Here is a 23968-nt window from a genome sequence, read left to right as displayed (position 1 = left end):
TTTAGGTTATTCTGTTGAATTGGTTTACACCGTTTTCAAATACAAACTTTCCAGCTCATTGGCCGAGATCTTGTCGGCGTCGATCACCGCTTGCAGCACGCCTTCCTTCATAATGCCAATCCGGGTGGCTACTTCTTTGGCGCGGAAAATGTCGTGGGTGGCCATTAAGATCGCTGTCCCTTCTGCGGCCAGATTCTGAATGATTTGGGAAAATTCATTGGAAGCTTTCGGGTCGAGGCCGCTGGTGGGCTCGTCGAGCAGCAGTACTTTGGCTTTTTTGGCCACGGCAATGGCGATACCTACTTTCTGGCGCATCCCTTTAGAATAGCCGCCCAGCCGCTGGTCGAAAGCCTGGGCTTGCAGGCCCGCGGTAGCCAAGAACTTACGCAGCTCGTCTTCGGAATAATCGAAACCGGCGAGCGACGAGAAATATTCCAGGTTTTCCAGGCCCGTCAGGTTGGGGTACAGCATGACAGTTTCAGGAATATAGGCCAGGTACTGCTTGATCTCCTGCGGGTGCTCGGCCACGGAGACGCCGTTGATGGAGGCCGAGCCTTCGCTGGGTTCAATGAAGCCCAGGAAAAGGTTGATTGTCGTGGTTTTGCCCGCCCCGTTTTGTCCGAGCAAAGCGAAAATTTCACCTGCGCCAATGCTCAGGTTCAAGTTGTTCAATGCAGTGTGGCTGCCATATCGTTTGGTCAATCCTTTGGCTTCAAGCATTTTGAATATCTTTTATCTGGATAAAATTGATTTGGAATAAAAACACGGCGCAAGCCGCTAGCAAAATGCCCCAAACGAGCAGGCTCACCAAGCTGCCAGCGAGCGGCTCTGTTTCATAGTCAACAGGTTTGTAAGGTGGGTAGCCCATCCAGTCGATGCTGGGCGTCGGAACGTTTTCGAAAATGAATGGATAGAAATACTCGCGAACCTGCCGGTGATGCGCTTTCACGGATTCGAGGTAACGCACCTGGCTGGCCAGGTCGGTGTTGGCGATTTTGTTCAATGCCTGCTGGGCGGTGATCACCGGGTTGAACGCGCCGATAGTTTCTGTAAGCGATTGTCGTTCGGCCAGTTTTCCAAAAAGCTTTTCAGCAGAATTTGTCGACTCGAGATCGCCCGCAAACTGCATGGCATAGTACCAGCCCGGAGAATACTGGTCTTCCGGGATCGGGTATTTGCGGTATTGAGGGTAAACCGCATAAAATTTCTCCATGGTCGGTCCTTTGGGCAGATCCCACTTTTTATGGTAACCTTCCCGCTGGCGCACGGCCGTCTCTGCCGCCTCCGGGATTGGCACCGCATTGTTGACAGCGATATTGGCAATACCTGGAAACAGGATCGCCAGGAAAATCCAGACGCAAACCAGCGTGGTAGCATTAAAAGCAGAGCTTCTTCCGAGCGCCACGACCAGGGTCGCCACCAGCAGCCAGAAAAGCACGTAAGCCAGCAAAACGAGCAGCAGCTGAAAAGTCGGAGCAGCTAGTGGAAGTTGCAAGGCGAGCACCGAAATTAGGAAAATCGCCAGCGCGATCAGTATTACCGCCGCGTAGCGGATCAGGAGTTTTCCGGCGATCGTCTGCCCGATACTACCCGTGGTGGTGCGCACGATTTTCCAGACGCCGTTTTCCTGTTCTTCGGAGAACACATTGTAAAGCAATGCGATGATTAATAGCGGAAAAAGAAATATGAAAACAAAGGAAGAATCCAGGTTCCCTACCAGCAGCGTTTGCGGGTTGGTCAGTTCGGAATCGTACAACTGGCCCTCGATCGCGAGCATTTTGACTTTCAACGTATAAGGGTTTACGTCGCGCTGCCCGACGGCAAACTTCGCCCAGGGTGTGGGCGGGTTGCTGGTGTAGAAAAACGGGTAATAGGCGGTGGTACCGACTGTTGCTTTCGCACCGTGCGCGACAATGTCTTTCAAATGTTCTCGCTGCACTTCGGGCACTTCATCGATCGTCTGCTGCTGCTGGCCGATCAGGCGGTTGCCGTAAAAGAAACCATACAACGCAAAAAGCAACAGCGCTACGGCCCCAACGAGCACTGTCTTGCCCAAAACAAAATTTTTGGTTTCCAGCAGGAATACTTTGCGGCTGGCGATCATAACTGGTATTGACGTTTAGAGGAAACAAATTTTAACAGGGGAAAACCCGCCAACACCCAAAGCAGCAAGGCCGCCACGCTGGCCGCGCTGGTAGCGAGGTTTTGACTCACAGATACGGGCTGAAAAACGAAGTCGGGCATGTCCTGGAAGTTCTTGGCACTGACCCGCTGGGTGCTGTTGTTTTTGAAAGAAACCTGCGTCAGGTGGATCTCGTTGAGCCTTTTGGTTTTTTCAAAGCGGTATTGCTCGGTCTGTTTCTGAAATGCTGTGAAGGAATCAAAGTCGGTGCCTGCCAGGTTCATCGAAATGTTGCGGATCGCCAGGAAGGGATCTGCGAAGCCGAAGAATGTTGACACTGCGTTTTGAGACTTGTACTTACTGATGAGTGCATCGAAATGCCTGTTGTAAATCGCAGAAGTAATGCTTTCCCCTTCCTGCATGACCAGCGCGCCGTAGTTAATAGGAAGATGTTGGATCGAATCAACGCCGTACTTTTTCAGTGTAGCGTTTTTCAGGTTTGCAAAATGCGGGTCGTCGGGATTGTGGCTGTCGCCCTCCTTGCTCACATCAGATTCAATGGCGCGTTCAAATGCGATTTTATCCGGTGCTTCGAACAAGCTGCTTCCCAGCGTCTGCGCCCCTTTTGGCAAAACCACGAAAAAGAGCATCCAGCTCAGCACCAGCATCATCAGCGCATTTTTAGCCGAGGCGCTCATGGCCGATACCGTAACTACCAGTAAAGTGATCACTAAAAAATATAACGCGTACAGAAAAACGATCAGCATTATACGCAACACCAGTTCGCCGCCCACGCTTTCGGGCGCCATGGCAATGCCTGCTGTAAGGCCAAGTATTAATAATGGAACAAACAGCGCCCAGGTTACAGCAGTCAGTCCGGCAGTTTTGCCAACCATAATGTCCAGGTATGAAGCCCGCTGACAAAGCAGGATCTTTAAAACCCCGTTTTGCTTCAATCGGGCGACGGTCTGAAAACCGATAAAGATGATAAAGAGCGGCACCAGCAATTGCAGCACCATCGCCATGCTCAGTTCGCCGAAGCGCAGCATGCCATTTGAAAAACCTGCCTCGCTCATATTGACGGTGTTTTGCCGGTGCGCTTCCAGGAAAACCGAGTTGCCCACGTAGCTATCCAGCCCATAATCAAAGAAACTGAGCGGCGATTTTTCGCGGAATACCAGGTAACCGTAATGCGCTACCCGGTGCGGGTGCCGGTTGGGCTGGCTCGTCCACTGCTCGTGGACTTCTGCGCTTGCCGCCGCCTGTTGTGCGTTGAATTTGCCGACATATTGCCAGCCCGTGAAGACTGCCAGTAGCGACACGGCCAGCAGCACGAGGAACAACACGAGAGTAGTTTTGCTCCTGAACACAGAATGCCATTCCTGCCGGGCGATGGTCCTGATAAATTTGAAATGCATATGGTAGTAGGAAGATGACGACTACAAAGAAAATCTATTTGCATCATTGTTGCAAATATAAATTCATTCATCACGACAAAAACGATTGATGACAGCAACTTCTAGCTCTGGCCTATAAGCCAGCGCCTGTCCTTAGTTAGCCTTAGCGCAATGGTTGATATCGTCGTTCATGCCTAAATCAGTTTGTAACGCGACAAAATTCCTATTTATGCAACAATGTTGCATGAATAGGAATTTTGTCTAATTTGCATCATTGTTGCACAAACCAATATTTATTTACAATGAACAGGAAAAAATTGCCGGTTACCGTATTAAGCGGTTTCCTGGGAGCGGGTAAAACAACGTTGCTCAACCACATCTTACATAACAAGGAAGGCTTGAAGGTGGCTGTAATCGTCAATGATATGAGCGAAGTGAATATAGATGCCCTGCTGGTTAAAAGCGAAAACACGTTGAGCCGCACCGAGGAGCGCCTGGTCGAAATGTCGAATGGGTGTATTTGCTGTACGCTCCGGGAAGATTTGATGATCGAAGTGGAAAAGTTGGCGAAAGAAAACCGTTTCGACTATTTATTGATCGAAAGCACAGGTATCTCGGAGCCGGTGCCGGTCGCGCAGACATTCAGCTTTGTGGATGAAGAAAACAGGATCGATCTCTCCAAATGGGCTCGCATTGACTGTATGGTCACCGTAGTCGACGCATTTAACTTCGCTGCCGACTTCGGGTCCGTCGATACCATTTCCGGCCGGAATCTGAACGACGACAAGACAGACACACGCACGATCGTGAACCTGCTGACCGACCAGATCGAATTTGCCGACGTGATCCTGCTGAACAAGACGGACCTGGTAACCCGGGAGCGATTGGACGAGCTGCGCGCCGTCATCAAAGCGCTCAATCCCGGTGCACGGGTCATCGAAAGCGTTTTTTCTAAAATCGATACGCGCGAAGTGCTGGGCACCGGACTATTCGATTACGAAAAGGCAGAACAATCGGCTGGCTGGATCCAGGAGCTCCAAGCGGCCCAAAATGGCGGACATACGCCTGAAACGGAGGAATATGGCATTTCCTCGTTTGTTTTCCGCGACCCGCGCCCGTTCCACCCGGAGCGTTTCTGGACCTACCTTTCCCAAAACTGGCCTGCTGGCATTATCCGCAGTAAAGGCCTGTTCTGGATCGCCTCGCGGAAGGCGGAAGCGCTGAACTGGAGCCAGGCAGGCGGCTCGGTAAGAGCCGATCCCGCCGGTGTATGGTGGGCAAGCATGCCTGAATCGAAACGGCTGCGTTACCAGGCCTATATAGAAAACCGGGCACAGATTGAAGCGCGCTGGGGGCGCTTTGGAGACCGTATCAACGAGCTGGTGATTATCGGGCAGGATATTGATCAGGACCTGATTACTACGGAGCTTGTCAAATGCCTTTGCACCGAAAGCGAGATCATCCATATGCAAAGCGGTGGTCGGTTCAAAGATTCGTTTCCGGTTTTTGGATGAATCCACACTATAAAACAGCAGACCTGCATGCCTAAATTTTCTGCCGCCCTGTCAAGTCGTCGCTTGTTTGGCGGCCTGACTTCACTATTCTTTTTTTGTCGTTCCATATGCATTGGCGCAAGTGACAAGCTTCAAAATGGCAGGCCAGGTGCGGGATACGACCGGACGACTGCTTCCAGGGGTCAATGTAGTGCTGGTCGTTACAGGCGGCAGTGTACCCCTGAAGGCGGCGACTACTTCTACGGAAGGAGTTTATGAATTTCAGGATGTACCTGCCGGAAGCTATTTGCTTAGGGCCTCTTTAATGGGATATGCGCCTTTTTCATCTGAAACAATAGTCTTAGATGAACGGATTTCTTCAAGTGCTCCGAAGAACATCACCATGCATGAAACGGTTACCAGTCTTACCGCAGTCAATGTCACGGCACGCAAGCGAGCCATTGAAATCGACAAGGGAAAGCTGGTATACAATGTTTCGGGTAGCGCACTCGCTTCGGGTGCGTCGGCACTGGATTTGCTTCGGCGCATACCTGGGGTGAGTGTGGGGCAAGACGATCAGATTACATTGAAAGGTGCGTCGGGAATTAATGTGATGATTGACGGAAAAATGACCTATCTCTCCGAAAATCAATTGATACAATTACTCCGGGGCACAAATGCGGAGAACGTCGCCAGGGTAGAGGTAATATCTTCTCCAACGGCCGAATTCGATGCAGCGGGCAATGCCGGGATCATCAATTTTGTGACGAAAAGAAGTATGTCGGACGGATATTCCCTGGAATACCGCTCGGCTGTTTCCAAAGGGAAATATTGGATGTTGAATGAAAACATGGCCGCCAGCTACCGCAGCCGCCGGCTTACCCTCACCGGCTCTTTCGACTATAACATGCCGCACCGTTTTATGCAGAGCACTAACGGGAACACTTTTGCCGAAAATGGCAAGCAGGTAACGATCCGCCGGGAACTCAAAACACCTACCAAAATTGATTTTTACACCTATAAAGTGCAGGCGGACTGGGAAATCGCGCCGCGCCACCATTTGAATGCCGGTTACCACGGATATCTCGACGATTACGTGAAAGACAACGCTTTGTCCACGGTCAGAAAATATAATGCGGACGGCAACTTGCTAGGCATTGTCCAAAGCAACAATTATCTGGAAGAGCCCTACCATTACGACGCGCCCAACCTGGGTTATCAGTTTCAAATCGATAGTCTTGGTAAAAAATTGACTGCCGACGCGCACTACATTTCCTACCGCAACTTCTCGGACGGCACACTTTCAACCGACTATTTTGATCAGGCGGGTATTCCGCGCGCGCCCAGGGAACTGCTGCGCGTGCATCAGCCGGGCACTGTAAGAATCCGTTCTATTAAGGCGGACCTGGATCTGCCATTTCAAACATTTGCATTAAAAACCGGTCTTAAATACGCTGATATCCGTAACAAGGCTAACTATCGTTTCGACTCGCCTTGGAATGGCGAATTCGTGGAGGCGGCTTCGATGTCCAATACTTTTCATTATCGCGAGCGAATTGCAGCCGCTTACGTTTCGGTCGGCAAGAAGTTTGAAAAAACCAACATTGAAGGCGGGCTCAGGGTTGAATCCACTATGGCCGAAGGTTACACTGTGGAGGCAGAAGTCGATAACCGCTGGCGATATATGAAGCTTTTTCCATCGATATCCATCGATCAGGTCATAAATCGGAATCATGAAGTGAACGTTTCTGTGAGCCGCCGCATCAACAGACCTACTTACTCAAATTTAAATCCGGTCAGGTGGTATTACGACCAGTACTTCTTCTACGCAGGTAACCCGTACCTGCGTCCCGAATTGGCCTGGATCTATTCGCTGGGCTATACCTGGAAAGAGCAATATGTGCTGACGGCCAGCTACTCCCACCGAAGCGATTACATTGCCAAGAGGCTTATCATCGAACCAGGCACAAATGCGGTCGTCAGCCAGAGCGCCAATTTTGAAAGTATGGAAAGGTTTGACCTGATTCTGTCGGTCCCTTTCAAGCCCGTCCCTTTCTGGGATATCCAAATCACCGGCGGCACCAACTATACGGCCTACCCGGTGCCGTTACTGGATAGAATGAAGACTTTGAAAAAGTGGGCAGGCAATGCGGTTGTCAACCAGCAATTGAAATTACCGGCTGGGATTCAAATGGAGCTTTCGGCCACTTGGTTTTCAAGTGAATTATGGGGGATTTATAGGAAAAAATGGATCTTCTCTACCGATTTAGGACTTCGTAAATCCTTCCTAAACAACAAAGTCGACATCCGCATCTCATTCACCGACTTCCTGCGCACGAATCGCTACGGCGGCCGGTCACTAACGGATTACACCAATTACTATTATGACGACCTGCCTGATACTCGACGGATATCCTTGTCGGTAAGATATCACATTGGTGGCAAGCTGCAACTGGGGCAATCGCGGCGCATTGAAGAGCAAGACAGGCTGTAAAAGCCTGATTTCGACAATTGAAAAAAAAGCAATGAGGAGGTTTATGAGTAGATCAAAATTCAAAAATATGTCTATAATGCTACGAGAATTTCGGTTTAGATTTTTTGTTCATGCTTTCTGTGAACAAAATAATGACCTTTGGACAACAAAAGCGCCACTTGTGTCTATTTAAGGTTGCGCTGGGCGCCTGGCATGGCTCAGTATTGGAAGGTGAAATGGTCGTGTGAATCATCAACTTAGATTTAAGTTGTCTCTACTGACCTGCCCGACAGCATAGGAGTGCTGCCGGGCAGGGAATTTATTTCACGACTAGGAAACTTGTCGAAGCCTGCCAGTCTTTGTGAATAGTTTGTTCCTTACGAGAGCGACATTCGCACTAATCCTCGACTTTCTCACTCGACAATAGCGCATCGTAGTTCGGATGTTTTTATGGCCAAGCATTTTACTAACATCCTCCAGGGGAATGCCATTATTTAGCATCATGTCAGCGAAGAAATGCCTGGCATCATGCGTGTCCAGCTTTCTAATACTGCCCGTGATGTCCCGGATGTCGCAGAGGTCTGCAAGTTCCTTCAAATAAGTATTGTACCTGAAATTGCTGTTTACCGGAATCAACTTATCGTGGGCGATGCAGTATGGATGGTCCTTGTACTTCTCAATCAGTTCTTCTACAATCGGGAGTATAGGTACCATTTCGCCAACCTGCGTTTTTCCTCGTTTCCGAACCAGCCACCTCTCTCTTGGGACCGATAAGTGTGATGCTATCCCGTGTAAGTCCATAAATGTCCTGGTACGCAAAGCCAGTAAAGCATTGAAAAATAAAGGCGTCGCGCACCTCAGCCAGCCTGTCAACGTGCAATTTCTTTCGGTGGATTCGCTCCACCTGTTCAAACTCCAGCGGGATTACCTCGACATCACCGCCCGAGCATTTAAACCCATCCATCGGATTCCTCGTTATGAAATCCTTCTTGACGCCAATTTTTACTATCTGTCTGGTCCACTTCACATCCTTGCGGGCGGATACCTCCGCGAGGGGTTTGGGCTTGTGAAGCGTCAGGTATTCGTAGAGCTCTTCTGCGAATAAACCGGATAGGTCAGAAAAATTTAGATCCGACTTTTTATACTGAAACTTGATAAATGCTGTGATATGCCTTTTAAGCTTCCGCCAATGCCGCAGCGTATTGTCTGAACGCATCTCGCGCTGGACCATCAGTTCAAATTTCTCGATGTGCTCGTCGAATGCTTGAAGCAGGGTCTGTTGCTTCTTTAAACCTTGCTTAGGGGCATCGTCGTTATCCTCGACAGGTTTACCTTTGAAGACGTTTTTTAGCATCGTCGGCGTGATGTGTTCAAACTGTGATTGCAGCACCATAAATTGGGAAGTGAGCGAAGTGCGCGCCTGATCGATTGCAACGTTGATCAATTTGGCCTCCATACCAGACGCGGTTACCTTTTTCGTTTGATTGCACCAGGCATCAGTTGCACTTTTTTGCCGAGAGAGATTTCGTCATCGAGACCATCGATGGTAATCCGGGCATAAATCGGCGCTTTGCCGTCTTTGGTTGCTTTGGTGGAAAATTCGGTGAAATTGACCACCCCATTTCAGTTTAAACTGACCACCTGTTCCGGCTGAAATTGACCACCCCGTTTCGGAGCAAACTGACCACCTGTTTCGGAGGAAACTGACCACCCTGTCAAGCAGAAAAATGCTGTAGAATCACCCATATTTTTGGCGGATACCAACCGTGGAAAGTATGGCTAATTCGACTATCAGCATGAATAAGATAAGACAGATCCTAAGGATGTACAGTCAAGGGCGCAGCAAGCTTTTTTATTGCTGAGCAAACGGGCGTTTCCCGCAATACGGCCAAGAAGTACATGGCTACTTTTGAAGCGAGCGGTCTGACTTTCGAGCAGATCAACGGCCTGAACGATAAAGAGCTGGACGAGTTTTTCGGTGCAGTTAGACAGATGCCGCCGCAGGATAGGCTGTTGAACTTACAGCGCTGTTTTCCCCGGATAGATAAAGAGCTCAAAAAAACCGGCGAGACACGTTATTCGCTCTGGGAGAGCTACAAAAAGGAATTCCCTGACGGTTTTGGCTATACCCAGTTCTGCTTCCACCTGGCTCAGTGGAAGGCCCGGGTAAATCCTGTTATGCACCAGGACCATAAAGCGGGCGATAAATTCTATATCGATTTTGCCGGTGTAAAGCTGAGCTTCGTAAACAGGGAGACTGGCGAAGTAATTGAGGTTGAAGTCTTTATTGCCATCCTGGGCGCCAGCCAGCTCACCTATGTGGAAGCGGTCATGAGCCAGCAAAAAGAAGATCTGATCCTGGCTTGTGAGAATGCTTTTCATTACATCGGTGGCGTTCCGGCAGCCGTAGTCCCGGATAATCTCAAGGCGGCCGTCACCAAAAGCAACCGGTATGAACCTACCCTGAACGAGACTTTTGAGGACTTTGCCAACCATTACGGGACCACCATATTACCCACCAGGGCTTACCGGCCACGCGATAAGGCGTTGGTCGAAGGGGCTGTTAAAATCGTTTACAGCCGGATCTATGCGCCTTTAAGAAAGCAGGTTTTTAACTCACTATCCGAGCTAAACGCAGCCATATGGGCGGCCCTGGAAGTCCATAATAATCAGCTCCTACGCGGTCGCAATTACAGCCGCAGGCTTCAGTTCGAAGAGATCGAGCGAGGCGCACTCTCTCCGCTGCCGCTGCTCCGCTACGAGTTCAAAAAGCAGTCACATGCGACCGTGATGAAAAACGGGCACGTGAACCTGAGCATCGACAAGCACTATTACAGCGTCCCGTACCGGTTCATCGGCAAGAAGGTCAAATTGCTGTTCTCGGGCACGTTGGTCGAGATTTACTACCGTTATGAGCGCATAGCCCTGCATCAGCGTGTCAAAAGCCCCTACAATTACTCGACCGATAAAGAGCACCTGGCCAGCACGCACCGCTTTTTGACCGAATGGACCCCGGATAAGTTCGTCGAATGGGCTTCTTCGATCCACGATGACGTAAGGCTTTATATCCTTAAAATACTGGACCGTAAGCAGCATCCCGAGCAGGCCTACCGCTCTTGCATCGGCATCTTGTCCTTCGCAAAAAAGGCCGGCGAACAACGGCTGATCAGCGCATGCCAGCGCGCGTTGAGCTATGGTATTTATAACTACAAAATCATCCAGATGATATTGGAAAAGAAGATGGACCAGTACGAGGACAGCCTGTTCGCCGACGAGCTGCCGATGCCTAACCACGACAATATCAGGGGTGAAGAATATTATCAGTAACCTTTTAAACAATCTATACAATGAACAATGACACCTTGGAGAAGCTGCGCAAGCTTAAATTTTATGGCATGTTCCATGCCTTCAAAACCAGCCTGGAAAGCGGAAAAACCAATGATTATACGGCAGATGAGCTATTAGGGTACCTTGTGGACGCCGAGTGGGACGATCGCAACAACCGCCGCGTAGAGCGGCAGATCTACCAGGCCCGGTTCCGTTATAAGGCCGTCGTCGAAAATATCCATTACCATGCCGATCGCAGTCTGGACCGTAACCAGGTCATGCGCCTGGCTGATTGCTCTTTTATCACCCGCAATGAGAACCTGCTGATCACCGGCAGCACCGGGATCGGCAAAAGCTATGTGGCAACTGCCATCGGCCATCAAGCCTGCATCCAGGGGTACCGCGTACTTTACGCGAGTACCCCAAAACTGTTCGCCCGCTTGAAAATGGCCAAGGCTGACGGCTCTTATATCAAGGAAATCGCCAGGATCGAACGGCAGCACCTGTTGGTGCTCGATGACTTCGGTATCCAGCCCTTCGATGCACAGAGCAGGGCCGCCCTGATGGAGATCATCGAAGACCGGCACGGAAAAGCATCGTTGATTATTACTTCGCAGTTGCCCGTCAGCAAATGGCATGAAGTGATCGGAGAAAAAACCATTGCCGACGCTATCCTGGACCGCATTGTTCACGACGCGCACCGCATAGAACTGAGAGGGGAATCGATGAGAAGAAAGAAAAAAATAGAGCCCGAAAACAGCTACCAATAATACGACCTTAATTAACTAATTTTGAAACTGCTTCTGCAGCTTTTTTCTGCTACCGGCCGCCAGACAATTAGGTGGTCAATTTGCCACGGAATCAGGTGGTCAACTTCTCCGAAATACCCAGCTTTGGCTTTGAACAGCCAGAAGAGGATCGAAAGTTTCTGATTGCTTTTCATCCTTCACATTTTTAAGTGATCTAATGTTCCCCGCGGGGACTTCCGCAGGCGACGCATCGATTTCCTCAAAACCACATCACACAAGCTATTTTCGGAAATTCGGTTACCTAATTTAGAAAATCAGATAGGTAACCGAAACGGTAACCGAATCGGATAGGTTACTTTGATCAGGAATGACTCAAAAATGGATCAAGCAGAAAATCTGGGGGGAGATTAAGCATAAAGTTTGGTAAGCCTGAATAGGAAGAATGGAATATCCCTCACACCTCTGGATGAGGATCTAAAAGCCTTGATCTTCGCATTGAATGACTCTGCCGAAGCGTTGGTACTCCTGTTATTGAAGAAATTAAGGATGTCCAGATAATGCGTTTGAATAGATCGGGCAACGGTTTTAAAGGAATCTAAGCCGCAATTTTCAACTGCATTGTACCACAATGCCAGTCTTTTAAACGCCTGCTCTTTGGACTTGCAAACCCGAAAAACGGTTCCTAAGCCTGTTGCGAGCGTGTAAGCCTGGGCGATTAGTGGGTAACGCTCGAAAAGCAGCCTGGAACGATGAACCTGTGAAGGTGTCCACTTGTCATGGTGCTTGAAAAGCAAATATCTACTCCTGACAAGCAGCTGTTTTAAGGTATCTCCGTTGGCAAGAATTTCCGGCTGGTAAACCAAACCAGATTGCCTGCCAGCTTCAATAGCCTGATTTTCTTGATCCAGGGCTTGCCAACGATGTTGTATCCTGATTTCCTGAACTGCATCAAAGGCAAGTTTTTGCACATGAAAGCGGTCGATGACCTTCAGAGCTTTTGGAAAACATCGACTGACAATCAACCCCATGTTAGCGGCCATATCCAGCGTTACTTCCCGTACTTTACCTCGAATACCTTTCGGAATCTTTCTCAAAACCTCGATGACCAAGCTAGCTTGCGTGCCTTTGACCATAGCCACCAATGAGCCTTTTCTGCCTCTGGCTGCTTTGTTAGTCACAATTGTATAGAGCTCACCGTTGGAAAGAGAGGTTTCGTCAATGCTTAAATACGGGCCGGTGTTCTCAGGGTACAACAACCAGTCAGCAGCATGCTCGCGTTGATCCCAATCTTTCTAGTCGCTTATATGGTCTTTATACTGTTGTTGAAGCTGTTTGCCGTCCAGATGAAAGTATTTCCCTAATTGTGAGCAGCTAACAGGATTATTATCAATACATTGTTTTTAAAAAATCAGCGAACTCTTTAGTCATCCGAGTTCCCTGTTGCACCACATTCCAATCCCTGCTGATAATTTCGCCAGTGTCCTTGACTTCCCAGCGTCGACGCTTGATACAGAGCGTAACTTTTTGATTACGAATAGGAAAGTCCTGAATGTAAATCTCAGGTAAATAACCTTTGGATTCTAATTTTTGATCCTTGTATTCGGAAGGAGGAAGATTTTTCTCTTCCAAGTAAATATGCAGACCAGTGAGGCCTTCGACGATTTTGGAAAGCTCGAAATAATCGAGGATACCCTCTGGTAACAGGAAGCGGACTAGGGCTAAATAGGACTCTTGCAATGTATTCAATGTTGATTCATTGCAAAACAACTACTTTTTTCACCGCTCCCCAAGTTTTCGGACTGATCCTCAAAAATTTTGAAACAAGCTGATTTTCAGAACATTTTAAACGAAAAAAGCGCCCTTTGAGGCACTTTCAGTGATCCCGCTGGGATTCGAACCCAGGACCCATACATTAAAAGTGTATTGCTCTACCAGCTGAGCTACGGAATCGGTTGCGATTTTGATGCTTGGAAAACTTGCTTCGAGACCGGTGTTCTGCTTTATTTTAACTTAACAACCGGTGTCGTTTGGAGCGGTTTTTGTTTCTCGTTGCGCCGTATCGTGGTGCAAAAGTACAATTTGGTTTTTATCAAACAAATTTTGAGAGTACTATTTTTCGGGCGGAAATGGGGAAAATTTTGCAATTGGCTGGCGTCAAGAAGCTTAAATGTCTAAAAAAATTTAAACTTTTTTTGAGTTCATGCGCCGGTAATATGAGAGCTGCACGGACAACGGGGCGGCGCAGGTAGGAGGGATGTTTTGGAAAGGGCTTTTTAGACAGGTACCGGCTGTCAGCCGGGCGTTTCAGATATAGGTGGGAGCAGGATTTTTAGTGACGACCTGTCTGGAAAATGATAAATGTGGAGTTTGGCGGCGGCGTTTGTTTCTTTCGTGTTTAGATTTAGTTTGAATAATATTTTTACGAAAAATCTAAACGAGCGGTATGACAAAAAAACTATTTCTATCCCTAACGTTTCTCTATTTCGTTGTCACGAAGGTGCTTGGACAAAACGGGACGATCAGCGGGTTCGTGCGGACGTCGGATGGCGAACCGGTGGAACTGGTAACGGTGAATGTGAACGGCACGGCCAAAGGTGCATTAACAGACCGGAACGGAAAATACCTGATCCGGAAAATTGAACCCGGCTTGCATAGGCTGGTTGCTTGGCTTCCTATTTCGCGCTATGTGGTTTCGATGCTCAGCCGACGCTTTACAATGGCCTGCCCGGACTGACGAGCGGTAACCTCGATCCTGCCAATGTGGAGGAAATACAGGTGATCAAAGATCCGTCGGGTACGCTTTTCGGCGGCGCGTTTTACAGTTACGGAGGGATGATCAACACCATTACCAGGAAACCCTTTCACCAGTTTGGGGGCGAAATAGCTTACAATGCCGGAAGTTTCGGCCTGAACCGTGTTACCGCCGACGTTAATGCGCCGCTCAGCAAGGCCGATAGAATTGCCTTGCGGGTCAACACGGCCTACCACAGCGAGAACAGTTTCCAGGACGCCGGTTTCAAAAAGCCGTTTTTCGTGGCGCCCGCGCTGGTCGGTGAACCCACAGAAGCCACGAAATACGACATTGAGCGCCGCCTATAAATTTTAGCAAAGTGATTGATTATCAGAGGCCGGAAGTACAGCGCTGCTTCCGGCCTTTTTTTATTTGTAAATTTTTTTGAGTTGTGCCGATAAGATCGGGCGTGTTTGAGGGATAAACGGACGGAGATCCAAAAACAAGATCATCAGTCAGTTATTACCCAACTCGTTTCACAGCTCATGAAGACATCGACTAAAAAGAACTACCGCACGCTGAGCGACCTGGTCAGCGCCTGCCAAAACCATGACCCGCGTGCACAAACGATATTCTACAACCGTTTCAGGAGCGAACTGATGCGCATTTGCTCACGTTTCGCCCGCACGCGCATGGAGGCTGAGGACATCTACCAGGAATCGTTCGTCAAGATTTTCAGATACCTTAATGATGTACAGAACCTCGAATCGATCGAATCCTGGATGCGGTCGGTTGTTACCCGTACAGCCATTAATTATTACCACCGCACGACGAAGAAGGAAGTCCTGAACCATTCGATTGACATGGCCCCGCTCGATCTCGAGTCCAACGACCACATTTCGATTGTCGACAGGCTAAACATGGGGCTCATCAACGAGATGATTTCCAAACTGCCCGAAGGCTATAAAAAGATTGTGAACCTGCATCTGATTCACGGTTATTCGCACATTGAAATCGCAAAAACGCTTTCGATCACCGACAGCACTTCCCGCTCGCAGTTGCTGCGGGGACGGAACCTGCTGATGAAAAGATTGAAGGAGCAAGGTATTTCCGGCTACGAAATGCCCTGAAGATCAGCTAACGGTCACCGGGTCGGTTTTGCCAAGCAATGCCGTCTGAATCCGGCTTACCAGATGTGCCAGCGATTCGCTCCGGTCTTTGTGCGTGCACGCATACCAGCGCCGGGTACCGATGTCCGCGCGGAAAGGCAGCGTGGCCAATCCCCCCCGCGTCCAGGTACTGACGTGCGGCCCATTCGGCCATAACTGTGATTCCCATACCGAACCGCACCATTTCGACGATCGCCTCGGTCATCGGAATATGGATCACTTTTCGGGGCGAAAGGCTTGAAACAAGGTCTTCATTGAGCAGCCCGTCGCTTTTGCCGATCTGGAACGCCACCAGGGTTTCGGAATGGATATCTGTAAATTCGAGCGGCGTGTTGCGCAGTGCGAGTGGGTGTCTATCGGAAAGCAGTGCTATCATGCGGTCTTCAAAAAGCGGTTCGAAATGCAGGCTGGTGCTGCCGTTGGTGCCGTTTACGAGTGCAAGTTCCAGTTTGCCGGCTTCAAGGTATTCCATGGGGCGGCGGGTGGCTTCGGCTACGATCTGGATGTCGATGCCCGGGTAATCCTGGTGAAAGTCGGTAAGTAGCCTCGGCAGCCAATGGTAGCAAGTGTAGCATTCGGTGCTGATACGGATCGTCTGCTTTTTGCCTTCCCGCATGGCTTTCAATTCCGCTTCCAGTTCGCGTATAACGGGTAACACTTGCCGCGAGCCTGCCACCACACGCTGGCCGGCCTCGTTGAGCACCAGCTTTTTGCCAATTCTGTTGAAAAGTTTCAGTCCGCTTGCCGCTTCCAGGTCGCGGATCTGGTGGCTCAATGCCGATTGGGTAAGATTCAGCTTTTCGGCTGCCCTGGTAACGGAGCCTTCGCTGGTGATCTTTTCGATGATATAGAGATGTTGAAGCGTTAACATGATTTATATATGAAATTAGCTCATCAAATTTATAAAAATAAATCATTTTGCTCATGTAAATCGACTGGCTAACTTTGTGGTGTACTAAAAAACGACAGCACATGAAACTCCAAAGATTATCTTGGGCAGGACTTAAAGTCGAATCCGACGGACAGGTACTACTGATAGATGCCGTGCAGAATTACCGGCGCGGCGCATCCATCGGTCCTGAAAATCCGGTACAATTTGTCTCCGACACCGCTGCGGACGCGGTGCTGATAACACATCTGCACTCCGATCATTACGACCCGGAGGCGATCAGGGCTGTTCTGAAACCGGAAGGGAAATTTATCGCTTCCGAAGCAATCGTGCCCGAATTAACTGCCGACGGCTTTGCCCCAACAGGTGTTTCGCTGAATGAGACCCGCCGGTACGGGAATTTTGCGGTAACGCCCGTATTCGCCATGGACGGCGTGGGCGACAAGCAGGTTTCCTGGGTTATCGAGGCGGACGGCCAGCGTATTCTGCATGGCGGCGATACGATGTGGCACAACCAGTTCTGGCAGCTTGGAAAGACCTGGCAACATTTCGACGCCGTGTTCTTGCCTGTGAACGGCGCTGTGGTGAACATTCCGCGCGTCGCACCAACGCCGGTTCCTATTACGCTGACGCCCATTCAGGCGGTTACGGTGGCACGCCTGCTGCACGCCGACGTGCTCGTGCCGATTCATTACGGTTTTCATAAAGAAGGCATGTACCATCAGCACCCGCAAATGGAAGAAGAAATGGCGCGGGAATCGCTGGCGCAGCAGGTGAAAGTGCTGTGGACCGAACCCGGCAGCGGAGTAGTCTTGCCGGTCGTTGCGGCGGACGCTTAACGCTCGGCACAGACTTTTTCAGCAAGTTTGTTGTTATGGTATTTCAAACTCCCATCGACAGACCTGAAATGAAACAGTTAAGTCTTTTCGGCTCGCAGGAAGCATTACAGTTCCCGGAGAACCTGCTCGACTACTACCCGGGCTTTGTTCCCGCGGCCGAAAGCATTGCATTGATGCAAAAATGGATAGCGAAAGTGCCGTGGCGCCAGCAGTCCATGCAAATGTACGGCAAGGAAGTGCTGGCGCCGCGTCTGATGGCCTGGTACGGCGACACCGACAGGGCTTATGCCTTTTCGGGCACGCGGTTCGAGCCTTATGCCTGGACGCCCGAATTGGCAGACCTAAAACAGCGTATCGGGGAAAAGACAGGTTTCACCTTTAACAGCGTGTTGCTGAACTATTACCGTAATGGGAACGACTCCGTTGCCTGGCACGGCGATAACGAGCACGAGCTCGGCCGGAACCCCGTGATCGCATCGCTAAGCCTGGGGCAGGAGCGTCGGTTCGAATTCCGGTACCGACCCGACCACAGCCGGAAATACGGCCTGACGCTCGAAAATGGTTCTTTGCTGATCATGAAGGGCGATTTACAACATACCTGGGAACACCGTGTCCCCAAATCGAAAGCCGCGAACGGGCCACGCATCAATCTCACTTTCAGGACGATCAGGTGATAGCGGACGATTCGCTTCGCTGATGCCTGTTTAGGACAAGAAATTTAAGAGGGGTTCCAACGAAAACCGCGTGGCCGGTATCTAAGTAACCGGAACCAATTTGACATTAGCCCATGAAAACAACCCGTATTCTCCTTACGCTGATCATGCTCTGGACGGTAGCCGCCTGCAAAAACGAAACGGCCGATCCTGCCGACGATAATGCGAAAAGGGCGTTTAAAGAAAACAATGCCCTGATCGGGAAATGGAAGATCACCGAATACCTCGGCGATCCGGGCGACGGCAGCGGCACTTATCACCCGGTGGAAGCCACGATGGCCCATACCATCGAATTCAAGGAAAACGGCGAATTCGTCGAGGAGAAAGGTCAGGGCCAGTCGTCGGTGCCGATGTTCAACGCTTACAAAATCCTGGACGACAAAAGGCTTGAAATGATCCCGATCGACAAAAAGGCACCGTCGCATATCTGGTTTTATTCCGACCTGTCGGCCAGCAAAGTGACGATCAGCTACGGATGCATCGAGGCTTGCTCGGGCAAATATGTAGCGGTGGAATAGTGGTGCAGGATGGCGATTGTAATTTTAATCATGGATAGAAATGGGCTGAAATATCAGCCCATTTTTATTTCCGCCTGTTTGTAGGATAAGTTCTAGTCTTAATCCATCAGAAATAAAGACTAGAATTTAAAAGCAAAAATGTAAGCGTGTTCGAACACATTTTAAGGTTTTTTCTTGTGAATGTCGGTGGCGCGGTTAATTTTGGTGTGGTTAGATTTCTAACGAATTTATTCTACTCTTAACTCATTAACCGATTTTTTCACTTTATGAAACCGAGATTTACCCAAATTCTGTTTCGAACAGCCGCTGTGGTGGGACTCGCCATGCCGCTGATGGCGCCGCTTGACGCGGCCGCGAGGCCGACAGCATACCCCGCAGCGCGTGCGACGGGGCCCGTCAAAGGCAAGGTCGTCGATAGCAAGGGTGTTCCGCTGATAGGCGTGAACATTGTGATCCAGGGAACGACCGTCGGTACGCAGACGGACGCGGAGGGGCAGTTTACCATTCAATCCAGCAGTGCGGCAGATGTGCTGGTGGCCAGTTTTATCGGCTTTAAATCGCAGCATATTCCGGTCGGCAACCGGGCGGTGATCGACATTACCTTGCTGGAAGATGTTTCGAGCCTCGACGAGGTAGTGGTAACGGGTTATTCCAGCAGATCGAAGTCCGAGCTCGTAAGCTCGGTGTCGGTGATTAAAGGTTCGGAATTACAAACCGTTACGAGCAACAATACCGCTACGCTGTTGCAGGGGCGCGCTGCGGGCGTGGTGGTGTCGAGTGCGAGCGGCGCGCCGGGTACGGAGCCGAGCGTGCGTGTACGCGGGACCGGTTCCATTACCGCAGGGGCGGAGCCGCTGTACGTGATCGACGGGTTGATCGGCGGAACGGCCAATCCCAACGACATTGCCTCGATATCCATCCTGAAAGATGCCGCGGCGACCGGTTTATATGGTTCCCGCGCTTCCAATGGCGTCGTCGTGATTACCACGAAAAGCGGAAAGGCCGGCAAAACGCAGATCAATTACAACGGGTCGGTCGGGTTCAGCAAGGTGCTGCGGGGGAATTTCGAGGTGATGAACGGGCAGGAACTGTACGATTTTACGAATTATATGTATCGGAACGATTACGATACCAAACGTGCCAATTATATCGCCCAGCTAAGCGCCAATACCCCAAACCCGACGGAGGAGCAGATAAACGCCTATTTGACCGCTAACAATTTTCCAACAGCCTACGCGGGTTATCAAAGCCGTTTTATGCCCGCCACGCCCGGTAATACCGATTGGCTCGACAAAACTTTCCGGACCGGTATTACACACAACCACGCGTTGTCGATGTCGGGCGGTACCGACCGGACCCGTTTCCACTTCGGGGCCAATTACTACAACGAAGAGGGCGTGATCCTGAAAACCGGGTATGAGAACGTCAACTTCCGTGCCAACGTCGAGCATAACGTGAACGACAAAGTAAAAGTGACGGCCCGTGTGAATACTTATTTCAATAATCGCCAGAACGACCAGGGATATTTGTATCAGGGGTACATTAACTTGCCGTGGGATAATCCGTATAATGCGGATGGTTCGTACCGTTATGTCGATGCCAACACCACCGACTGGTATGGCCGCGACAGGAACAACTTTTTGTTTAACAACCAATACAACTTCAACCAGAACCGCGGCTCGGGTATTCAGGGCGATTTTAAACTGGAATACAATATCCTCGACTGGCTGACTTTCTCGACGTCCAACCGCTACACGATCACCAACCTCCGTACCGAATCGAACGTCGATGCGCGTACGCCGAACGGTAAGTCGTACAACGGCTCGCTGACGAATTCCTACGAGTATACCAACGGTTTTATCACTTCGAACCTGCTGAATGCGAACAAATCCTTCGGTGCGCATACTTTCAACGCCATTCTCGGCGCGGAGTTTCAGGGAAACAAAACGGACGGAATGGGCGGCACCGGCCAGGGCATTTTCCCGTCGCTCGATATCCTGAACGTGACCGCAACGCCGACTTCGCTGACCGGCTATAAGACCAAAAATGCGTTCGCGTCGGCATTCATCAACGTCGACTACGATCTGCACGGCAAGTATTTTGCCACCGTCTCGTTCCGTCGCGATGGCTCGTCGCGGTTCGGCAAGGACAACCGCTACGGTAACTTCTATTCCGTCGGCGCCGCGTGGAATGTTTCGGGAGAGGAGTTCTTCGCTTCCCTGAAAGATAAGATCCATCTGTTCAAGATCCGCACGAGTTACGGTACGACGGGCAATGCCAACATTGGTGATTTTGTGGCGCAGGACCTGTATGATTTCAATGCGCAGTATGGTGGCCTGCCGGCCGGTTTCCCTGCCCGCAAGGCTAACCCGAACCTGACCTGGGAAAAGGCTTATACCTACGATGCCGGGATCAATATCGGGTTTTTCAACCGCGTGGATCTCGTAATCGACCTGTACAACCGCCTGAACAAGGATGTGTTGCAAAATGTGCCGCTGGAAGCAACCACCGGTTTTACTTCCCAGATACAGAACATCGGGTCGGTCCGGAACCGCGGTATCGATCTTGAAATTACATCGAAGAATCTCCGCGGTGCATTCAACTGGGAAACAAGCTTCAATTTCTCTATAAACCGCAACAAGGTGCTGGCGCTCAACAAAAACGAGCCGATCGAGAGCGGTAACCAGCGCATTGAAGTGGGCAGGGAGCTGGGTTCGTGGTATATGCGGAAATGGATGGGCGTCGATCCGGCCAACGGCGACCCGTTGTGGTTATTGCAGACGAAGGATGCTTCGGGCAATATCGTGGAATCGACCACCAATGTTTACAACAGCGCTACACGTGTTTTCGTAGGTTCGAGAAACCCCAAATTCACCGGAGGTATCACCAATACATTCAAATACGGCGGGCTGACGCTTTCCGCATTCTTTACGTTCGTTTCGGGCAACAAGGTCTATATCTATAACCGAGAGCTGTTCGACGACGACGGCGCTTATCCGACTTACAATAAAATGCGTTTGCAGGACGGCTGGACACGATGGGAGAAGGAGGGCGACATCGCTACCCATCCGAAGGCGGTCGTGAACGGCAACAAGAACTCGAACAAAACGTCGTCGCGTTACCTGGAAGACGGCAGCTATCTGCGCCTGCGTAACGTGCGCCTGACGTACGATATTCCCAAGGTATTTACGGACCGTCTGAAAATCAGTGGATTGTCGGTGTTTGTCAGCGGCGACAACCTCGTTACATGGACTAAATTTTCGGGCGTCGACCCGGAAGTGGATCTCAGCAACGGTACCAACAGCTCACGTTATCCAAGCAGCAAAAAGCTGATGTTCGGTGTAAACCTTAATTTCTAAGCCAATAACCATGAAGCGATATATCAAATCAACCGCATTCGCAGTACTGCTGGGCGGGACATTGCTTACGGGATGTTCCGACGAACTGACCATCACACCTTACGACGGCCTCACCTCGACACAGGTTGTGAATACGCCCGAAGGCCTCAAAGCGGCCACATTGGGCAATTACGCCATTTTAAAGGACGGAAACTATATCCGTTCCTACCATATGATGTCGGAATTCCCTTCCGACAATGTTTCGTTGAGCGGTACCACGGCCGATCCGCTATATTTTTCCTATAATTACAATCACATTAAAACCAGCGCGTTGGCTACGAATTTCTATACGAAATCGTATCAGGCCATATACGGCACAAATGTGATCATCGAGCTTTTGAAGGAAGGGCAGTCGGCCGAGCTCGACCAGGTTCTCGGGGAAAATTACTTTCTGCGGGCATTGCTGCATTTCCACCTGGCCAACGTATTCGCACGTCCGTACGCTCCCGATGCGGGTGCGTCGCCCGGTGTGATTCTGGTTAAATCTACGGTGCCCCCGGCCGAGAAGCAGACCCGCGGAACGGTGAAGGAAGTTTATGCCGCCGTTATCCAGGACCTCGAAAAGGCGATCAGCCTGATGACCGTCGCCAAGAATAACAATTTCGCTTCCAAAGAGGTCGCCTATGCGATGCTGAGCCGCATTTATCTTTATATGGAAAACAACGAAAAGGCCATCGAATATGCCAACAAGGTCATCGGCTCTAACCGTTATTCGCTCGTTCCGACGGCCAATTTGCCAAAATATTATACCACCGTTCCCGAGTCGAATACCGAAACCATTTTTGCGATACGGCACACCGTGAAAGACAACCGCGGCTACTCGGCGATCGGCGCGATGTATTTGTCAGACGGCGAGGGCTGGGGCGAAATGTATGCGTCCGAAAAATACCGCAAACTGATCGACAAATTTCCGAACGACAAGCGCCGGGAATACATCATTCCGGTATATGAGAAGAATCCCGACGGTTCGATCAAAACCGATGCGGCAGGCAACAAAGTGCTGGCAACCCGGAACGGCTATCCGAAGTACTATATCAGCAAGTTTTCTTACCAGGAAGGTTACCCGATGCTGAGCTCGCCGGTACTATTCAGACTGGCCGAAATGTACCTGATCCGTGCCGAGGCCAATGCCAAGCTCGGCAGGAACGCGGAAGCGCTGGAAGACGTAAACCTGATTCGCAAACGTGCCGGGTTGTCGGGTAACGAGCTTTTCTCGGCCACTAACATGATGGGTTACACCAGCGTGCTCGACGTGGTGCTCGAAGAAGCGCATCTGGAACTTGCCTGGGAAGGCCTGCGTAAATACGATGTTTTCCGAAACAAACGCACAATGGAGCGCAATTATCCAGGTACGCATTTGGTGGCCGGTGCCGTGAAACAGGAGATCCCGTACACGCACCCGCGCGTGGTGCATTTCTTCCCGGAAGCGGAAACAGTGCTGAATCCCGCGCTGGTTCAGAACCCCGAGTAACCCGTTACTTTTTTATCGGCCTTTCGATGCCCCGCGTTCTTGCGGGGCATTTTTTTAATACCGTCATTCGATGTTGTAAAATGATTAACTTTATACCAACCAGTCATTTCAAGAATGAAGCCCCTGCGCATCGTCCCGATCCTGCTTTACACCCTGTTGATGGCGCTGTCCGTTTCGTGTTCCGACGACGCGGTGGTTGCCGACGGGCAGGAGATTTATTTTGAAGTATATTATACAAACGAAGCCTGGGGAAGCCAGCGGAAAGGCTTTTTAATTGATAAACAAGGACAGGTGAGGACCTACGACATGCCCGCCAACTGGAACGACGCGAATATAAAGACGACGCTCTCGAAAGAAGAAATGGAAGCCAACGTTTCGCAAACGACGGTTTCTTCGATTAAAATTGACGGCGCTGAGCTCGAAAAGTACATCAAAACCTCGGCCGGGATCGCCGGAAAGGATTTCTCGAAACCGGTACCAGGCGGCGCCGACCTCGGTCTAACGCGCTTTTATAGCTACACCTACAATGCTGGCAAGAAGACTTACACCGCCGTGCTGCTCCGGCAAACAGGCAACGTAACCATCCATAATCAGGATACCAATGCAAAGGCGGTGGCCGACTGGCTGGTGAAAATAATGGATGAGGTATATTAAGGTTTTATACAAAAATGGGCTGCAC

At 50.3% G+C, this 23968-nt stretch carries 22 protein-coding genes and 1 tRNA gene; 13 read left to right on the top strand and 10 right to left on the bottom strand.

What is annotated here, in order from left to right; genetic code table 11:
- Nucleotides 1–24 precede the first annotated feature (24 nt).
- From ABV298_RS30075 to ABV298_RS30065, 3 genes are read right to left on the bottom strand one after another with little or no spacing between them, the layout of a single operon-like run.
- Nucleotides 25–720, bottom strand: a complete 696-nt coding sequence (locus ABV298_RS30075) for an ATP-binding cassette domain-containing protein (RefSeq protein WP_353719815.1) — start codon at nucleotides 718–720, stop codon at nucleotides 25–27.
- On the bottom strand, nucleotides 713–2104 hold the full coding sequence (locus tag ABV298_RS30070) for a DUF3526 domain-containing protein (RefSeq protein ID WP_353719814.1): 1392 nt from the start codon (nucleotides 2102–2104) through the stop codon (nucleotides 713–715). Before ABV298_RS30070 ends, ABV298_RS30075 begins: the two co-directional genes overlap by 8 nt.
- Nucleotides 2101–3540, bottom strand: a complete 1440-nt coding sequence (locus tag ABV298_RS30065) for a DUF3526 domain-containing protein (protein WP_353719813.1) — start codon at nucleotides 3538–3540, stop codon at nucleotides 2101–2103. Before ABV298_RS30065 ends, ABV298_RS30070 begins: the two co-directional genes overlap by 4 nt.
- A gap of 281 nt (nucleotides 3541–3821) precedes the next feature.
- Between ABV298_RS30065 and ABV298_RS30060 the strand changes: the two genes are divergently transcribed.
- Complete coding sequence (locus ABV298_RS30060) at nucleotides 3822–5033, top strand: GTP-binding protein (protein WP_353719812.1); 1212 nt, start codon at nucleotides 3822–3824, stop codon at nucleotides 5031–5033.
- A gap of 121 nt (nucleotides 5034–5154) precedes the next feature.
- On the top strand, nucleotides 5155–7506 hold the full coding sequence (locus ABV298_RS30055; protein WP_353719811.1) for an outer membrane beta-barrel protein: 2352 nt from the start codon (nucleotides 5155–5157) through the stop codon (nucleotides 7504–7506).
- Between the two features lie 309 nt (nucleotides 7507–7815).
- Here ABV298_RS30055 and ABV298_RS30050 read toward each other — a convergent pair whose 3' ends face one another.
- From ABV298_RS30050 to ABV298_RS30040, 3 genes are read right to left on the bottom strand one after another with little or no spacing between them, the layout of a single operon-like run.
- Nucleotides 7816–8235 (bottom strand): tyrosine-type recombinase/integrase, encoded by a 420-nt coding sequence (locus ABV298_RS30050; RefSeq protein WP_353723272.1) that lies wholly within the window; start codon nucleotides 8233–8235, stop codon nucleotides 7816–7818.
- Nucleotides 8162–8941 carry a site-specific integrase gene (locus ABV298_RS30045; RefSeq protein WP_353719810.1) on the bottom strand — a complete coding sequence of 260 codons (780 nt, stop codon included), beginning with the start codon at nucleotides 8939–8941 and terminating at the stop codon, nucleotides 8162–8164. The genes ABV298_RS30050 and ABV298_RS30045 overlap by 74 nt, the downstream gene beginning before the upstream one ends.
- An 11-nt stretch (nucleotides 8942–8952) precedes the next feature.
- Nucleotides 8953–9102 (bottom strand): hypothetical protein, encoded by a 150-nt coding sequence (locus ABV298_RS30040; RefSeq protein ID WP_353719809.1) that lies wholly within the window; start codon nucleotides 9100–9102, stop codon nucleotides 8953–8955.
- 282 nt (nucleotides 9103–9384) lie between these two features.
- On the opposite strand from ABV298_RS30040, the gene istA reads away from it, so the two are divergent.
- Nucleotides 9385–10812 (top strand): IS21 family transposase, encoded by a 1428-nt coding sequence (gene istA, locus ABV298_RS30035; RefSeq protein ID WP_353719808.1) that lies wholly within the window; start codon nucleotides 9385–9387, stop codon nucleotides 10810–10812.
- A gap of 20 nt (nucleotides 10813–10832) precedes the next feature.
- Nucleotides 10833–11582, top strand: coding sequence for an IS21-like element helper ATPase IstB (gene istB / locus ABV298_RS30030; RefSeq protein ID WP_353718797.1), 750 nt, complete (start codon nucleotides 10833–10835; stop codon nucleotides 11580–11582).
- A gap of 386 nt (nucleotides 11583–11968) precedes the next feature.
- On the opposite strand, the gene ABV298_RS30025 is transcribed toward istB, so the two are convergent.
- From ABV298_RS30025 to ABV298_RS30015, 3 genes are all read right to left on the bottom strand, one after another.
- A complete protein-coding gene (locus ABV298_RS30025) occupies nucleotides 11969–12814 on the bottom strand; it encodes a transposase (RefSeq protein ID WP_353719807.1) in 846 nt (281 codons plus the stop codon).
- 133 nt (nucleotides 12815–12947) lie between these two features.
- Nucleotides 12948–13298 carry a transposase gene (locus tag ABV298_RS30020; protein ID WP_353719806.1) on the bottom strand — a complete coding sequence of 117 codons (351 nt, stop codon included), beginning with the start codon at nucleotides 13296–13298 and terminating at the stop codon, nucleotides 12948–12950.
- A 140-nt stretch (nucleotides 13299–13438) separates the two neighbouring features.
- Nucleotides 13439–13511, bottom strand: a tRNA-Lys gene (locus tag ABV298_RS30015).
- Between the two features lie 493 nt (nucleotides 13512–14004).
- Between ABV298_RS30015 and ABV298_RS30010 the strand changes: the two genes are divergently transcribed.
- The 3 genes from ABV298_RS30010 to ABV298_RS30000 all read left to right on the top strand — a co-directional run bounded on the left by ABV298_RS30010 (nucleotide 14005) and on the right by ABV298_RS30000 (nucleotide 15422).
- Nucleotides 14005–14295, top strand: coding sequence for a carboxypeptidase-like regulatory domain-containing protein (locus tag ABV298_RS30010; RefSeq protein WP_353719805.1), 291 nt, complete (start codon nucleotides 14005–14007; stop codon nucleotides 14293–14295).
- On the top strand, nucleotides 14226–14660 hold the full coding sequence (locus ABV298_RS30005) for a hypothetical protein (protein WP_353719804.1): 435 nt from the start codon (nucleotides 14226–14228) through the stop codon (nucleotides 14658–14660). The genes ABV298_RS30010 and ABV298_RS30005 overlap by 70 nt, the downstream gene beginning before the upstream one ends.
- A gap of 177 nt (nucleotides 14661–14837) precedes the next feature.
- The gene (locus tag ABV298_RS30000; protein WP_353719803.1) at nucleotides 14838–15422 is read left to right on the top strand and encodes an RNA polymerase sigma factor; all 585 of its coding nucleotides are present in this window, start codon (nucleotides 14838–14840) and stop codon (nucleotides 15420–15422) included.
- 7 nt (nucleotides 15423–15429) lie between these two features.
- Here ABV298_RS30000 and ABV298_RS29995 read toward each other — a convergent pair whose 3' ends face one another.
- Nucleotides 15430–16332 carry a LysR family transcriptional regulator gene (locus tag ABV298_RS29995; protein ID WP_353719802.1) on the bottom strand — a complete coding sequence of 301 codons (903 nt, stop codon included), beginning with the start codon at nucleotides 16330–16332 and terminating at the stop codon, nucleotides 15430–15432.
- 101 nt (nucleotides 16333–16433) lie between these two features.
- Here ABV298_RS29995 and ABV298_RS29990 point away from each other — a divergent pair, with 101 nt between their 5' ends.
- The 6 genes from ABV298_RS29990 (at nucleotide 16434) to ABV298_RS29965 (ending at nucleotide 23943) form a co-directional block, all read left to right on the top strand.
- Nucleotides 16434–17189, top strand: a complete 756-nt coding sequence (locus ABV298_RS29990) for an MBL fold metallo-hydrolase (protein ID WP_353719801.1) — start codon at nucleotides 16434–16436, stop codon at nucleotides 17187–17189.
- A 68-nt stretch (nucleotides 17190–17257) separates the two neighbouring features.
- On the top strand, nucleotides 17258–17863 hold the full coding sequence (locus tag ABV298_RS29985) for an alpha-ketoglutarate-dependent dioxygenase AlkB (RefSeq protein ID WP_353719800.1): 606 nt from the start codon (nucleotides 17258–17260) through the stop codon (nucleotides 17861–17863).
- Between the two features lie 113 nt (nucleotides 17864–17976).
- Nucleotides 17977–18420, top strand: coding sequence for a hypothetical protein (locus ABV298_RS29980; RefSeq protein WP_353719799.1), 444 nt, complete (start codon nucleotides 17977–17979; stop codon nucleotides 18418–18420).
- Between the two features lie 266 nt (nucleotides 18421–18686).
- Nucleotides 18687–21779, top strand: coding sequence for a TonB-dependent receptor (locus ABV298_RS29975; protein WP_353719798.1), 3093 nt, complete (start codon nucleotides 18687–18689; stop codon nucleotides 21777–21779).
- 10 nt (nucleotides 21780–21789) lie between these two features.
- Entirely contained in the window at nucleotides 21790–23289 is a 1500-nt protein-coding gene (locus ABV298_RS29970; RefSeq protein WP_353719797.1) for a RagB/SusD family nutrient uptake outer membrane protein, read from the top strand.
- A 114-nt stretch (nucleotides 23290–23403) separates the two neighbouring features.
- The gene (locus ABV298_RS29965; RefSeq protein ID WP_353719796.1) at nucleotides 23404–23943 is read left to right on the top strand and encodes a hypothetical protein; all 540 of its coding nucleotides are present in this window, start codon (nucleotides 23404–23406) and stop codon (nucleotides 23941–23943) included.
- The last annotated feature ends 25 nt before the right edge of the window (nucleotides 23944–23968 follow it).

Origin of the sequence: Dyadobacter sp. 676 (assembly GCF_040448675.1) — a bacterium.
In the GTDB taxonomy this organism is placed as follows: Bacteria; Bacteroidota; Bacteroidia; order Cytophagales; family Spirosomataceae; genus Dyadobacter.
This window is presented reverse-complemented; position numbering and strand designations above follow the sequence as displayed.

Coding starts and splice junctions, on each gene's coding strand:
- ABV298_RS29970 (WP_353719797.1), top strand. CDS start 21,790: ATGAAGCGATATATCAAATCAACCGCATTCGCAGTACTGCTGGGCGGG.
- ABV298_RS30070 (WP_353719814.1), bottom strand. CDS start 2,104: ATGATCGCCAGCCGCAAAGTATTCCTGCTGGAAACCAAAAATTTTGTT.
- istA (WP_353719808.1), top strand. CDS start 9,385: ATGGCTACTTTTGAAGCGAGCGGTCTGACTTTCGAGCAGATCAACGGC.
- ABV298_RS29990 (WP_353719801.1), top strand. CDS start 16,434: ATGAAACTCCAAAGATTATCTTGGGCAGGACTTAAAGTCGAATCCGAC.
- ABV298_RS30010 (WP_353719805.1), top strand. CDS start 14,005: ATGACAAAAAAACTATTTCTATCCCTAACGTTTCTCTATTTCGTTGTC.
- ABV298_RS30065 (WP_353719813.1), bottom strand. CDS start 3,540: ATGCATTTCAAATTTATCAGGACCATCGCCCGGCAGGAATGGCATTCT.
- istB (WP_353718797.1), top strand. CDS start 10,833: ATGAACAATGACACCTTGGAGAAGCTGCGCAAGCTTAAATTTTATGGC.
- ABV298_RS29965 (WP_353719796.1), top strand. CDS start 23,404: ATGAAGCCCCTGCGCATCGTCCCGATCCTGCTTTACACCCTGTTGATG.
- ABV298_RS30000 (WP_353719803.1), top strand. CDS start 14,838: ATGAAGACATCGACTAAAAAGAACTACCGCACGCTGAGCGACCTGGTC.
- ABV298_RS29995 (WP_353719802.1), bottom strand. CDS start 16,332: ATGTTAACGCTTCAACATCTCTATATCATCGAAAAGATCACCAGCGAA.
- ABV298_RS29985 (WP_353719800.1), top strand. CDS start 17,258: ATGAAACAGTTAAGTCTTTTCGGCTCGCAGGAAGCATTACAGTTCCCG.
- ABV298_RS30045 (WP_353719810.1), bottom strand. CDS start 8,941: ATGGAGGCCAAATTGATCAACGTTGCAATCGATCAGGCGCGCACTTCG.
- ABV298_RS30060 (WP_353719812.1), top strand. CDS start 3,822: ATGAACAGGAAAAAATTGCCGGTTACCGTATTAAGCGGTTTCCTGGGA.
- ABV298_RS29980 (WP_353719799.1), top strand. CDS start 17,977: ATGAAAACAACCCGTATTCTCCTTACGCTGATCATGCTCTGGACGGTA.
- ABV298_RS29975 (WP_353719798.1), top strand. CDS start 18,687: ATGAAACCGAGATTTACCCAAATTCTGTTTCGAACAGCCGCTGTGGTG.
- ABV298_RS30075 (WP_353719815.1), bottom strand. CDS start 720: ATGCTTGAAGCCAAAGGATTGACCAAACGATATGGCAGCCACACTGCA.